Raw genomic sequence first — 13,911 nt, 5'->3', positions numbered from 1 at the left:
TTAAAACTTCAATATTTGAAAAAATATTTTTCTAAATTTCAAATATTGAGTTCTACAAAGAACACTAAAAAACAAGCAAAACAGTTGAAATGCTTATAAATAGTAGCTTTTCAAGTTTTTATCGGACAACAATGGTTTTTTTTAAATCTTTTAGCAAATAAAAACACTATTAGCTGATTAATAGTACAATAGCGGAAAACCTCAAAATGTTAATAAAAATAATGTTAAGTTTTCAAAAAGAACAAATCTAAAAAGATTGATTCTATATATTTGCCTATCTAGCAAAACACTTATGAATTTTATCAAACGCGCAAATATACTACAATTACTGCTCTTACTTTTGGTCTTAAACTCATGTATGAAAGAAAAAAAAATAGAGATTAAAGAGCTTAAAGATGCTGAACTTCCAAAAGATGCATTGCCAAAAATGAAGCCCCTAGTCAATGAAACTCCAAAACTTACTTCTGCATATATCATTGAAACCAAAGAAAAAATAGATGCATTTTACAGAAAAAATTGGCCTAACAATAGCCTGAATGGAAGTTTTCTTGTAGCCAAAAATGGTCAAATTATCTACGAAAAATACGAAGGTTTTGCCAATTTTAGAGATAAAACACCAATAACAAGTGCTACTCCAATTCATATTGCATCAGTAAGTAAAGTGCTTACGGCCACTGCAATTTTAAAATTGGTCAATGCCAAAAGAATTGGGCTAGACGATAAAGTATCCATTTATTTACCAGCGTTTCCGTATCCAGATGTAACCGTAAGAATGTTATTAAGTCACCGAAGTGGGATGCGGAGTTATGCCTATTTTACAGATCGAGACAAAAACGTTTGGGATAGACATAATACATTGACAAATCAAGACATATTAACCATAATGGGAACCAAAAACATTAGGTTGGAACAAAAAACAGGAACTCGTTTTGCGTATTGTAATACCAATTATGCAATGCTAGCCTTAATAATTGAAAAAGTTACCAAACTTTCGTATAGAGAAGCTATGAGCCGAATTATTTTCAAACCACTGGGAATGACCCATACTTTTGTTTTAGATTTTGACAAAGACAAGAAGAAAGTGGCTCCATCCTATAAAGGCAATAGAGTCGAAATTGGAATTGATTACCTAGATAAAGTGTACGGTGATAAAAATATTTACTCCACTCCTAGAGATTTATTAAAATTTGACCGCGCTCGAAATTCACCTTACTTTTTAGAACCAGCACTTTTAAAACAAGTTTATACAGGATACAGCAACGAGCATCCTGGTCGAAAAAATTACGGTTTAGGAATCCGAATGATTAATTGGGAAACTGGTAAAAATTTCTATTTTCATAATGGATGGTGGCATGGTTTTACCTCTTCCTATATTACTCTAAAAGATGAAAACGTGACTATAATTGCACTATCTAACAAATTCACAAAAGGTACTTATGCCGTTCGAAAATTAGCACCGCTGTTTGGTGACTATCCGTTTAAGGTAGAAGATGAATAAATTTTAGATTGCAGATTTTAGATTCTTGCATTAACGTTGAATTTATTGTAATTTTGCAAAATATTTAGATATTGAAATCTAAATAAAATGGGGTCGACTGGTTTTGACAGCAAGTCGAATTGAAAAGTAAGCACGTCGAGAACTGGGACAATTCTCGTAAATAAAAGGTTTCAAAACACATACACGGCGAAGGAAACTACGCTCTTGCTGCATAATCTGAATCATAGTAAGATTAGCCTCGTCCTACTAGGTAGGAAAGCAGGATTCATCTCGAAAGCTCTGGTTTATAGCGGTCGATAAAGATGAATCGTAAATTTAAACCTAGATTTCCACAAGCTTCGGGTGGATTTCGAAACTAAAGAAGCTAAGCGATGTGTGGCTGTTTCTGGCCTACCACAAAGTCGAAAACTCAATCAGGAAATAAGCGTGTAGAAAGTTTTTTAGTTGCTTGTTTGGACGGGAGTTCGACTCTCCCCGACTCCACTGTCGTACCAATAACCTCTAAAGAAATTTAGAGGTTATTTTTTTATTCAAAAGTTCCAAATCTGAATTGAAAAAGTTCGATATTGCTCCTCTCTGTTCCACTGTCGTACCAATAACCTCTAAAGAAATTTAGAGGTTATTTTTTTATTCAAAAGTTCCAAATCTGACTTGAAAAAGTTCGATATTGCTCCTCTCTGTTCCACAATTCTATTCTCAAATAGAACTAAATGCCCGTAAATCTTAGGATTTACGGGCATTTTTGTTTTCAATACTTTCCAAAATCAGCATTAAATCATAATGACAAGGGTATAAATTCGGTTACCCTAAAAAACACAAAAAAAGGTAACCGAATTCTTTGGAAACACTTGTAAAATATGGGGTTCACATAATAAACATCTTGACAAGCACATAGTAAAAAAATACATTTAACAACTTTAAAAGTCACCACATTATGAAAAACAGAATATCAATACTTTTTTATACAAAAAGCGCCAAAGCATCAAAAAATGGGTTACTACCCTACCAATTTACTTAAGAATTACTGCGAATGGAGTTCGAATTGAAATAAGTACTTCAAAATTTGTTGAAAAATCAAAATGGTCTGTAGAAAGTGCCAAAATAAAAGGTAATTATGAGAAAGCCAGAACGGTCAATAATTATCGTGCTCTTCTAAAAAATAAAGTATACAACACGAAAAAACTATGCTTTACAATAATCCTGAGATTAATGCAAATACTTTCAAAAACAAGTTTCTTGAAATTGAAGATAAACAAAGACACTAAATTGATTCCTGATAATCCACTCAATATTTGTTCAGGTTTGGAGAAAAAAGGCGCATTCAATTCGCTCATTTGCGACAACTTTAATCCTAGTTGTAAATGATAACTTGCTTGTAATCCCATCTTATAAGGGAAATTACCTGTATGGCTTTTAATCTTTAAAATATCTGTGATGAATTCGGTCAACTTGAACACTCTTGAACGCATATGAGAAGAAAATTGTTCATTTTTTTCATCATGAAAATGCTTTTTAACGTGCTTTGTACAACTGCCTGAAGGACAAACAATATAATTGAATTCAGAAAAATTTGCAACGAAATTTATACCACAACCTTTACCCAAATTTTCGTAACCACTATTGGCAATTGTTTGCCCACAGTATGTTTGCTCATTGGAAAACGAACATCTCATTCTAATTTTTGTAATAATTCGTAGGTGGCAATGCCCACTTTTGGATAAAACTGGTCTACATAACAAGGGATAAAAAGCCCGATTTTCATCTGTTTATACTATTTTTTTTATCATTGAGGTGGAACACCCATTTCATGCTCTCATGTTTCAAGAACTATGGTAATGTATGTTTCATCTTAGTTTCTATAAAATTTTAAATCAATCAAATCATTTGGAATAGGTTTTGGATTCCAGTTTTTATGAATGGCTAATGCAGCACCCAAAGCACTTGCTTGCGCCATTGAAGCAGCATAAACTTCCATTTCAGGAAATGCTTGCGCCAATAAATTCATAAAAATTGAATTTTTACTGAAGCCTCCATCAACAAATATTTTTTTGACTGGACTATTGTAAATTACTAATTCAGTTGAAAGTATTTGCTGATCAACAATATCCAACATTAACTGATGGTAGGCCGTTTCGTAACTTTCAAAATCATCCAGATTTCTCTGGTCAAAAATAGATTCTTTGAGGATTTTGCATTTATCTAGTTTAGAAGAGTGCCATTTTAGATTTTTTTCTCTTAATTTAGATACAATGCGTTTATTGTAAACTATTTTTTTATAAGCGTCTAATGGTAATTTATAATGTCTTGCCAATCTTTTAGTTTGTGTTTCGTGCTCGTTGCCGGCAAATAAACGAGCGGCTTTTACTGGTTTTTCTTTATATTGCAAATAGCACAAGCAATCTTTTTTAAGCTCCTCATAAGTCAAAAGAGTATCGTTGAAAGGATTTAGGGAAATACTCCAAGTCCCTGTGGACAGCAATACAAATGGTTCTGAAAAATTAATAGTGTAAGGAATAATCGCCGCAGAGCTATCGTGCAATCCAACGCCAACAGATACATCACCATCAATTTTTATTGTATTTTCCGCAAAATTAATTGGCGGAATTTTAGCTAAAATATTTTCTTTTTTCAACCATTTGTGATACTTATTTTTTTTAAAATTCCAAAGATTTGTATGGCAGCCAATACTTGTAACATCTGTAAAAAATTGTCCTGTAAAAAGTAAACTCAAGTATTGTGGCAAATGCAAACAATATTTTACTTTGTCAAACAAGGTTGGGTTTTCTTCTTTCAAACGGTAAATTTGCATTCCGGAATTTAAACTACCTAAAACGGGAGAAGCCGTCTTTATTGCGAATTTTTCCTCTCCTTTATATTTAGCATAAAACTCTCTTTTGAGAACATGAGGATATGATTTCAGATAATTATATAGCGGTGTCAATGGTTTTCCAGCATCATCAACATATACGAAACTTGCTCCGTAAGTACTGAAGTTGATAGCCTTTAAAATATATTGAGGAAACGACTTTATTTCAGACAATCTACTTTTTATCCAGTTTTCGAGTGCTGCTATATCGTCGCAAGGAAAACCATCTTCATCGACTATTTCGGGAAAATTAACAGCATTCTCCCAAACAATTTGATAATTTTCATTAAAAAGAAAAACTTTTTTGTTGGTTTTTCCAATATCAAAAATCGCAATTACATTCATTTTTGATTTTTTATAAACCTGTAGCTATTGTTTTTAACCCTCTTTCGGCAATAAGACCTTTTCTAATGGCAAGTTCTCGGTACAATCCTACTGGATTTAAGGCTGCTCCTGAACGCAACCGAGCTTCAGCAACCAAGGCGCGAACATCAGTACGGAAAGCATTTTGCAAAATTTCTTGCGCTTTAACCACATCATTTTCATCTTGTGCAATTTCTAATGCTTTTCTATCCACAGAAAGCGCTTGTGCGTAAGCTACCATAATCGCTTCAACAGATTGTAATAAGTCTTCCATTGGGTCTTTTACATTGTGTGAAGCATCAATCATCCATCCTAAATCTGTAGCGTGATTCATTCCTTTGGCATCCATTCCTTCTACCAATTCATTGAAAATCAGGAATAATTGGTAGGGTTTTAACGCGCCAGCAGTTAAATCGTCATCACCGTATTTCGAATCATTGAAGTGGAAACCACCCAACTTTTCTTCCATTAATAATAAAGAAACTATTTGCTCGATATTGGCATTTGGCAAATGATGACCCAAATCAACCAAAGTCAAGGCTTTATCGCCCAATTTTTTTACATAAGAATACGATTGTCCCCAATCGGCAACTGTAGTAGAGTAGAAATTAGGCTCGGCACATTTGTACTCTAAATATAATTTCCAGTTGGCCGGCAATGCAGCGTAAATTTCTTCTAAGCTTTCCAGCGTATTTTGATAGGCTTTGCGGAAATTTAATTGTCCTGGGAAACAAGAACCATCTGCAAGCCAAACCGTTAATGCTTCCGAACCCAATTCGACACCTTGTTGGATTACTTCGATATTGTGAGCGATAGCTTGTTTGCGAACCGCTTTGTTGACGTTTTGTAACGAACCAAATTTATAAGAATGTTCTTGACTAGTTTGGTCTTGAAAAGTATTTGAATTCACTGCATCAAATTTCAATCCGTGTTGGGCCGCCAATGCTTTAATGGCATTACGATCCGTTGGAATATCCCAAGGAATATGCAAAGAGATGGCTCCGGAAGCTTTATTTAAAGCGTGCAACAAACCTACATCTTCAATTTTTTCTTCTAATGAACGAGGTTCTCCGCCGCCCGGAAAACGTCCAAAACGAGTTCCACCTGTTCCTAAAGCCCAAGATGGAATTGCGATTTGGAAATCGATTAATTTTTTAATGATACTTTCGGTTTCCGCAATTTCTGAGGTTGTGAAAACCAATTTATTTTGATGAGATTTGATTAAATCTTCATTATGTATGGCTATTTTATTGGAATCAATTAACATACTATTTTTGTATAAAGTTAAAAAACATATTTTAAGGGGTGCTTATAATTTGGATTTTGAAAGTGTTTTTTTTAGAATCATTGATATTCTTATTAAAGAAAAATGGAGCGTCCGAAAGATTTGAACGTTAGAAAATCAACGTATTTATCTAAAAAAATCAAAATTATCTATAAAACCCCATAGCAACACCACCGTCAACATTCAAGGCATTCCCTGTTGATTTATTCAACAAGCCACCTACGAAGGCAAAACAGGCATTGGCAATATCATCTGGTAATATTATTTCATTTAATAAGGTACGTTTTGCGTAGTAAGCTGGTAATTCCGATACTGTGATTCCATATGCTTTTGCACGACCTTCTGCCCAACCACCTGACCAAATATTTGAATCAGAGATTACTGCATCAGGGTTTACCGTATTGACACGGATTTTATCAGGGCCTAATTCGGCAGCCATTAAACGGGTTAAGTGCGCTTGAGCCGCTTTCGCAGATCCGTATCCAGGATTGTTTGGCCCCGCAACTACTGCATTTTTAGATACAATGTTCACAATATCACCACCAAAACCTTGTTTGCGCATTACTTCTGTTCCCGCTTTTGAGACAATAAATTGTCCTTTAACCAAAATATCGTACAATCTATCCCATTCTTCTAAAGTATGTTCTGCAATGGATTTAGAAATACTAATTCCAGCATTGTTCACTATAATATCAGCTCCACCAAAAGCTAGACAAGCCGCATTTAATGCCAATTCTGTGCTTTTTTCATCGGTTACATTCAATAAAGTGCTAGAAACAGCATCTTTTCCAAACATTTTAATGAAATCAGCAGCAGCAGCATCTAAACGTTCCTCATTAATATCATTGATAATAACGCAAGCTCCTTCTTCGGCAAATTTCTTGGCGATAGCTTTTCCAATTCCACCCGCAGAACCTGTAATTAAGGCGACTCTTCCAGACAAGGCTTTAGGTTTTGGCATACGTTGCAGTTTAGCTTCTTCCAATAACCAATATTCAATGTCGAAAGCTTCCTGACGAGGCAATGAAGTATATTCAGAAACAGCTTCGGCTCCTTTCATTACATTAACTGCATTCACATAATATTCTGATGCTAAACGAGCCATTGTTTTATCTTTTGCGAAAGTAAACATCCCAACTCCTGGATATAAAATTACCACAGGATTTGGATCACGCATTGCTGGTGAATTCGATTTTTTACAGGTATTGTGATATTCTTTATACATTTTGCGATACGCTTCAAATGCGGGAGTCAATTTTGCTTTGATAGCTTCTACGTCTGATAAATCTTCGTTTGGATCTAATGCTAAAACCAAAGGACTGATTTTGGTACGCAAGAAATGGTCAGGACAAGAAGTTCCCAGAGGCGCTAATTTATCTAAATCATTGGAGTTGATAAATTCCATTACTCTGGCATCATCCGTGTAATGACCAATCATTTTGCGCTCTGATGAACAAAAACCACGCAAGATTGGAGCTACTTTTGCCGCTTTCATTTTGCGTGCATCTTCTGGAAGACTTTCAATTTTTTGACCTCCAAAAACAGCACGCTTTTTTCCGTAATTGTTTTCCAGGTATTCCGCACATTTTTCGATTACTTCTAATGTGTTGATATAACTTTCGTATGAAGTATCTCCCCAAGTAAACAAACCGTGAGAGCCTAGCATTACCCCTTTTAATTTTTTCCCTTTTCCCTCAGCTTCTTGAAGACAAGCACGCATCTGCAATCCCAAGTCAAAACCAGGTCGTTGCCATCCCACCCAACCAATTTCTCCATTGAATAATTCTTCGGTAATTTTAGCTCCATCTTTTGCGGCAGCAATAGCTATTGCGGCATCTGGATGCAAGTGATCGATGTGTTTGAAAGGCAAGAATCCGTGTAATGGCGTATCAATTGAAGGTGCTTTTGAGGCCAAATCAAAAATACAATGGTTGAATAATTCGACCATTTCATCTTCAAATTCGATTCCTCTATATACGTTTTCAAGATTTAGCAATCTTTCTAAATAAAGCGCAGCACAACCGGATTTTGTTAATGTTCCGATGTCACCACCAGAACCTTTGATCCACATCACTTCAGAAGAAGCTCCTGTTAATGGGTCTTTGTCTGTTATTTTCACTGAAGTATTTCCACCGCCATAATTGGTTAATCTTAAATCGGCTCCTAATAAATTAGAACGATATATAAAAAGGGCTACTTCATCTCCTGCTAATGTTGCAGCTTTTGCTTCATCCCAAAGGTAACTTACGTGCTTAAAAGTCATATTGTTTGTTTTTATATTTAACATTATATTTAATTTTTTATCTGGTTTAAAGGGAATTCCCAATTCCGACAACAACTATTGAAGCTAGGATAAGACCAATTCCTATGAGAAATGTGTTGAATGTTTTTTTGGATACACCCGACCATTCTTTGAGATAAAATCCCCAAAAGTTTGCTGTTAAAATTATGGTTGCCATATGCAAAATCCAAGAACTGGCGCCGTTACCTAATTTGCTTTCGCCCATTCCGTAGAAGAAAAATTGCAAAAACCACATCGTACCAGCAATTGCGGAAAACATAATGTTTTTAGAAATTGGAGTTTTAGTATTGACATAATCTCCAAAAGTTTTATTTTTGAAATTAAGATACATACACCAAATAAAGTTGGTTGTTAATCCGCCCCAAAGCAAAACAACATAAGTAACATTGTTTTGGAAAAGAAATTCACCTTGATTGGGATTTAATCCTTTCCAAGCTTCATTGGCAACGTCGGCCATTGGTTTTCCAGCTTCAATTCCAAAATTGAAAAATGAACTTAATATCCCCGAAATAGTGGCAATAATTAATCCTTTTACCAAATTAAAATCTTTGTCTTTATCTTCGTGACCTGTAGCAAAATCAGCTTCTTTGAGCATTCCTGCTTTACCAGAAAAGGCAATTCCAATCAGGCAAATTAAAACACCAACTAAAACTAATTGACCACCAGTATTAGATAACATATCTGTAAAAGAAACTTTTCCTTCAACTGGGTAAAAATTATAGTAAATCGAAGGTACCAATGCTCCAAAAGCCGAACAAAAACCTAAAGTAATTGAGTTGCCTAACGACATTCCTAAATAGCGTACACCAAGACCATAAGTTAATCCACCTATTCCCCATATTAAACCCATTGAATAGGTAACTGACTTAATGGATGGCGCCGCCGCACTGATAATTTCGACAAAATTAGGAACGGTAAGATAAGCGGCAATTGGTGGAACTATCAACCAAGAGAAAAAACCTCCGATAATCCAGTAGCTTTCCCAAGCCCAACCTTTAACTTTTTTATAGGGCATATAAAAACTTCCTGAAGAGAAACCTCCTATCGAATGAAAAAGAACACCGAGTAATGCTTGCATCTATTACTATAATTTATGGTTAATTATTTTGATAATGTAAAACTAAGATGATAGTTAAAACAAACCATCCTGCACAATCCTTGTAAAAACACTTTTTTTATTTTATTTTGAAAATGAGAAGTTCTTAAAAATCCATTTCAAAAAGATGTTTTCCAGAACCAACTGTTTTGATTTTTATGTTTACGGTTGTTTCATTTTCTTATATATTTATTGTTGTTTATCATCAAAATGGGTCTTTTTTATTGACTTATGGGTACTTGCGAACAATCAAAAAATCTAAAAAAAATTTCATTTACCATCGATAAATACACTTTTTACCGCTTTAAGATTATCATAACCGTGCTTTTCATCGGGTTCAAGATAACTGCCTTCTGCCCATTCGTTCCAAGCATTTATGGTGATAAGTCTAGGCTGATTAGGATGTTTGTCAACATATTCTTTTGCTTTTTGAAGAAATGTTTTAAAATATTCGGGCTTGGTATTGACCACCAAACTTTTATTTTCAACGGGATAACGTGGATTGCAGTCCCAACCTATTGAAACCTGTGGGCAATATGGAATTTTAAAAGTAGTGTCCCATTCGTCCCATTTTTTTATAGCTTTTTCTCCCCAAAGCGTATATTCGCCAGTTGGTTTAACAATATGGCACCATTGGTAGTTGGTCATACTTTTAAAACCAAAATATTCGACAGTTGCACTTTGTGTTTGGACTTTATCGCCAGGAACATCTTTTAAACCTTTGGGAATATTGCCCCATAGTATCGCCTGAAGATGCAGACCAGGAAATCCTGCTTCGATAGTTTTTTTTGTAAAATAATCCAGTGCCTCTTTTGCTTTTTCAGCACCTCCAATGCCTTTCATAAATGTAGAAAGTTCGTAAATACTGATTACTGGTTCGCCGTTGATTTTATAATAGTTGGGTTTTTTGAAATAATCGTTGATGATGTGATCGATCATACCTTCAAAAATTTCTCGGCTTACACCTCCGCGCCAATAGATTTTACTTTTGTCTGGATTGGCGGGATCTAGATACGAACCGTGATCGTGATTTGCCCACATTAGATAGAATCTCATATCGGTACTATTTTTGGCTTTTAAAAATCCTTTATTCAAGGTTTCTTCAAGAAATGGTTTGTTGTCGTACCAATACCAGTCAAAAATCATTACGTTTACACCGTGTTTGACTGCTTTTTTTATTTTTTTTGCCATCACAACGGGATCGGATTCATCTTCGTATCCCCAAAGTGGTACCTTGGGCACTTCGTGTCCAACAAATTTGGGTTTCGCTTTATAAATAGCTTCCCATTCTCCCTTTCCGTCAGGAAATACTCCAATGTCTTTGAATCGGGAATCGGGATGATAAGCTGGCCAATAAAATGCGGCTACATCATATTTTGTTTTTTTTTGTTTCGTTTTTTGGGCGATATTGCTTTGAAAACCAAAGCAAAATACAAGGCAAAAGGCGTAAAGAATTAACGTGTTTTTCATTATTTATATTATTTATTTTTATTAATTGGAGGAAAAAAATCAATTTTAGTATTATAATTCCATTTCGAAACGATATTTTCCAGAACCTACTGTTTTGCTTTTTGAGTTTACAGCTGTTCCATTTTCTTTTATAGTTTCAATTTTAGTTGTTGGAAATTCAATCGTCGCATTTGTATTTGCAGGAATTTCTACGTCAAGGATGAACTTGTTATTTTCTATTTTCCAAGACGACGCCACCAAACCATAATTGGTTTGCAAACTTCCTTTGGCATACTTTAAATCTCCACCAATTTCTGGTTTAATAATGATGGTTTTGTAACCAGCTCCTTCGGCTTCTTTCGTGTCAATTCCAGCAATAGTTCTATACATCCAATCTCCCACGGCGCCGTAAGCATAATGATTAAACGAGGTCATACTTGGATCATTAAAAGCTCCGTCTGGTTTCATTGAATCCCAACGCTCCCAGATTGTAGTCGCTCCGTGTGCTTTTATTGGATAAAGCCAAGAAGGATAAGTATCTTGAAGCAATAATTTATAAGCAATATCGTTTCTTCCAAAGCGGGTTAAAACTGGATTCAGAAAAGGAGTTCCCAAAAAACCTGTGGTTAAGTGGTAGTCATAACTTTTGATGTTTTCGACCAATCGATTCACAGCTTGTGTTCTTAAATTTTCTGGTAACATATCAAATTGCAATGCTAATACATAAGCGGTTTGTGTTTCTGATATTAGCTTACCTGATGCGGTCATATATTCATTTTGAAAGGCGGTTTTGATGCGTTCCAGAAGTGCTTGATAAGCAACAACATCATTAGTTTTGCCCAATAATGAGGCTGTTTTTATCATAATTTCAGTATTGTAAGCATAAAAACACTGGGCTACCAAATAATTATCGGTAATCGCAGATTTCATTCCTACATTTCTTTTTGAATCGTCTACACGGTAACTCAACCAATCAGCGTATTGAAAACCAGTGTTCCATAAATCATTTTTCGCCACTTTTTGAACATAACTTAAATAAGCTTGCATACTTGGATATTGTCTTTCAACTATTTGCTTGTCACCATAAATCACATACAGATTATAGGGAATAATAATGCTGGCGTCAGACCAACCTGCTGCTCCTGGTTTTATGTCTGATGGTTTAGCTTTGAAAACATCTGGAATGATGTGCGGTACAGAGCCATCTTCGTTTTGGTCTGCCGACAAATCGATGAGCCATTTTGAAAAAAACTGGTTGACATTAAAATTATAACCCGCTGTTCTAGAAAAAACTTGGGCATCGCCAGTCCATCCTAAACGTTCATCACGTTGCGGACAATCCGTTGGCACATCTAAAAAATTGCCTTTTTGACTCCATTGAATATTAGATTGCAATTGGTTAATATACGAATTTGAAGTCTCAAAAGCGCCCGTTTTTTTAATGTCAGAATACAGTGCAATGGCGGTAAAATTATCCGGATTTATTTCTCCCCTAATACCTTCAACTTTTACATAGCGAAAACCAAAAGTCGTAAAATGAGGCTCAAGGGTTTCAACTCCGTTTCCACTTAATGTGTATGTAGCTTGTGCTTTGGCAGAACGAAGATTTTTAAAATAAGGAGTTCCCAGTTTATCCAACATTTCAACGTGCGAAAGCGTAATCTTTTGTCCTTCTAACCCTTGAATTGCTACTTTGACCCATCCTGCAATATTTTGACCAAAATCTAAAATGGTTTCCCCTTTTGGAGAAGTTAAAACTTTTACTGGTTTTAAAGTTTCTTGTTTGCGAATGGGTTCGTTAATAGAAGCTGTAATATAATCTTTTGGGAAATCTTTAGTTACAGAATTAGCCCATTGATTATCATTATAATTGGCTAGGCTATAATCTTTTGTTTCTATACGAGCATCTTGAACTTCTCCATTATATATTTCAGAGTAAGTAATGGAACTTTTGCTTACTTTCCACGAATCATCCGAAACAACCGTCTCCGTTGTTCCATCGGCATATTTAATTACCATTTGAAACAAAAGCGCGGTTTGTTTGCCATAAATATTTTTGTGACCTACCCAAGCCAAAGTGGTGCGATACCAGCCACTTCCTAATAATGCGCCAATGGCATTTTTTCCTTCAGAGAGCATATTTGAAACATCATAGGTTTGGTATTGAAGATGCTTTTTATAACTCGTCCAACCTGGCGACAAATAAGAATCACCCATTCGTTTCCCGTTGATTTTTATATCATATAACCCTCTTGAAGTTACATATACTTTGGCAGAAGCAATTTTTTTATTAACTGAAAAAGATTTTCTAAACATTGGCACAATACCATTCACGGTATCATTTTTCAAACCAGAGGAAATCCAAGTTGCTTTCCAATCCGATGCGTTCAGCAAAGCGGTTGCAAAAGAAGCATTTGCCCATTTTGAGGTGTGTCCTCTGTTGTCCCAAATGCGTACTTTCCAAGTATATTTCGCATTAGATGCTAATGTTAAACCGTTGTATGTATTAAAAATAGAAGCTTCTGATATTACTTTTCCAGAAGACCAAACCGTCTTTTTTCCATTTAAAACTTGAATTTCATACGCCGTTTGTTTTGTTTCTCTTACTTTAGAAATTAATTGCCAACTAAAACGAGGGGTTTTTACTCCTATACCAATTGGATTTGACAGGTTTTCAATAGTAAGGTTTTGAAGTTCTGTTTGAGCATAATTCGTAATCGAAAAACCGATGAACAGGAGCGTAAGAATGTGTTTTTTCATTTAATTTTCTATATTTATAGCATTATATAAAACAAATTTAAATTTACTTTAGAGTATCCCCATCCTGTACTTTCAGGTTGTAAAAAATACTTTGCTTTTCAATTGTTTTTTATCGTAATTTCATAAAACTATAATTTTATATTTTTGGTTTAAAACCATTGTTGTCCGATAAAAACTTGAAAAGCTACTATTTATAAGCATTTCAACTGTTTTGCTTGTTTTTTAGTGTTCTTTGTAGAACTCAATATTTGAAATTTAGAAAAATATTTTTTCAAATATTGAAGTTTTAAGA

8 protein-coding genes, 1 other RNA gene and 1 pseudogene are annotated in these 13,911 nt (G+C 34.8%); 3 read left to right on the top strand and 7 right to left on the bottom strand.

Features of this window, described 5'->3' with window-relative positions; genetic code table 11:
• Positions 1-292: 292 nt before the first annotated feature.
• The 3 genes and pseudogenes from RMO83_RS05220 to RMO83_RS16985 all read left to right on the top strand — a co-directional run.
• Positions 293-1,498: a serine hydrolase domain-containing protein gene (locus RMO83_RS05220; RefSeq protein WP_310558623.1), complete on the top strand. Its 1,206-nt coding sequence runs from the start codon at positions 293-295 to the stop codon at positions 1,496-1,498.
• An 89-nt stretch (positions 1,499-1,587) separates the two neighbouring features.
• Positions 1,588-1,984, top strand: a transfer-messenger RNA (tmRNA) gene (gene ssrA / locus RMO83_RS05215).
• Between the two features lie 462 nt (positions 1,985-2,446).
• A pseudogene (locus RMO83_RS16985) lies at positions 2,447-2,581 on the top strand (site-specific integrase); the annotation flags it as partial.
• A gap of 56 nt (positions 2,582-2,637) precedes the next feature.
• Here RMO83_RS16985 and RMO83_RS05210 read toward each other — a convergent pair.
• The 7 genes from RMO83_RS05210 to RMO83_RS05180 form a co-directional block, all read right to left on the bottom strand.
• Positions 2,638-3,171 carry a (Fe-S)-binding protein gene (locus RMO83_RS05210; RefSeq protein ID WP_310558622.1) on the bottom strand — a complete coding sequence of 178 codons (534 nt, stop codon included), beginning with the start codon at positions 3,169-3,171 and terminating at the stop codon, positions 2,638-2,640.
• Positions 3,172-3,347: 176 nt separating this feature from the next.
• On the bottom strand, positions 3,348-4,709 hold the full coding sequence (locus tag RMO83_RS05205; protein WP_310558621.1) for an FGGY family carbohydrate kinase: 1,362 nt from the start codon (positions 4,707-4,709) through the stop codon (positions 3,348-3,350).
• 10 nt (positions 4,710-4,719) lie between these two features.
• Positions 4,720-5,994 carry a TIM barrel protein gene (locus RMO83_RS05200; protein WP_310558620.1) on the bottom strand — a complete coding sequence of 425 codons (1,275 nt, stop codon included), beginning with the start codon at positions 5,992-5,994 and terminating at the stop codon, positions 4,720-4,722.
• Positions 5,995-6,157: 163 nt separating this feature from the next.
• Positions 6,158-8,299, bottom strand: a complete 2,142-nt coding sequence (locus tag RMO83_RS05195) for a bifunctional aldolase/short-chain dehydrogenase (protein WP_310558619.1) — start codon at positions 8,297-8,299, stop codon at positions 6,158-6,160.
• Positions 8,300-8,321: 22 nt separating this feature from the next.
• Complete coding sequence (gene rhaT, locus RMO83_RS05190; RefSeq protein WP_310558618.1) at positions 8,322-9,392, bottom strand: L-rhamnose/proton symporter RhaT; 1,071 nt, start codon at positions 9,390-9,392, stop codon at positions 8,322-8,324.
• Positions 9,393-9,680: 288 nt separating this feature from the next.
• The gene (locus tag RMO83_RS05185; protein ID WP_310558617.1) at positions 9,681-10,880 is read right to left on the bottom strand and encodes a glycoside hydrolase family 99-like domain-containing protein; all 1,200 of its coding nucleotides are present in this window, start codon (positions 10,878-10,880) and stop codon (positions 9,681-9,683) included.
• A 51-nt stretch (positions 10,881-10,931) separates the two neighbouring features.
• Positions 10,932-13,619 (bottom strand): family 78 glycoside hydrolase catalytic domain, encoded by a 2,688-nt coding sequence (locus tag RMO83_RS05180; protein ID WP_310558616.1) that lies wholly within the window; start codon positions 13,617-13,619, stop codon positions 10,932-10,934.
• Positions 13,620-13,911: the final 292 nt, after the last annotated feature.

The sequence above is a fragment of the Flavobacterium sp. genome (genome assembly GCF_031423415.1).
In the GTDB taxonomy this organism is placed as follows: Bacteria; Bacteroidota; Bacteroidia; order Flavobacteriales; family Flavobacteriaceae; genus Flavobacterium.
This window is presented reverse-complemented; position numbering and strand designations above follow the sequence as displayed.

Excerpts from the sequence above, each read along its gene's own strand:
- RMO83_RS05185 (WP_310558617.1), bottom strand. The coding sequence starts at position 10,880 with ATGAAAAACACGTTAATTCTTTACGCCTTTTGCCTTGTATTTTGCTTT.
- RMO83_RS05220 (WP_310558623.1), top strand. The coding sequence starts at position 293 with ATGAATTTTATCAAACGCGCAAATATACTACAATTACTGCTCTTACTT.
- rhaT (WP_310558618.1), bottom strand. The coding sequence starts at position 9,392 with ATGCAAGCATTACTCGGTGTTCTTTTTCATTCGATAGGAGGTTTCTCT.
- RMO83_RS05205 (WP_310558621.1), bottom strand. The coding sequence starts at position 4,709 with ATGAATGTAATTGCGATTTTTGATATTGGAAAAACCAACAAAAAAGTT.
- RMO83_RS05195 (WP_310558619.1), bottom strand. The coding sequence starts at position 8,299 with ATGTTAAATATAAAAACAAACAATATGACTTTTAAGCACGTAAGTTAC.
- RMO83_RS05180 (WP_310558616.1), bottom strand. The coding sequence starts at position 13,619 with ATGAAAAAACACATTCTTACGCTCCTGTTCATCGGTTTTTCGATTACG.
- RMO83_RS05200 (WP_310558620.1), bottom strand. The coding sequence starts at position 5,994 with ATGTTAATTGATTCCAATAAAATAGCCATACATAATGAAGATTTAATC.
- RMO83_RS05210 (WP_310558622.1), bottom strand. The coding sequence starts at position 3,171 with ATGAGATGTTCGTTTTCCAATGAGCAAACATACTGTGGGCAAACAATT.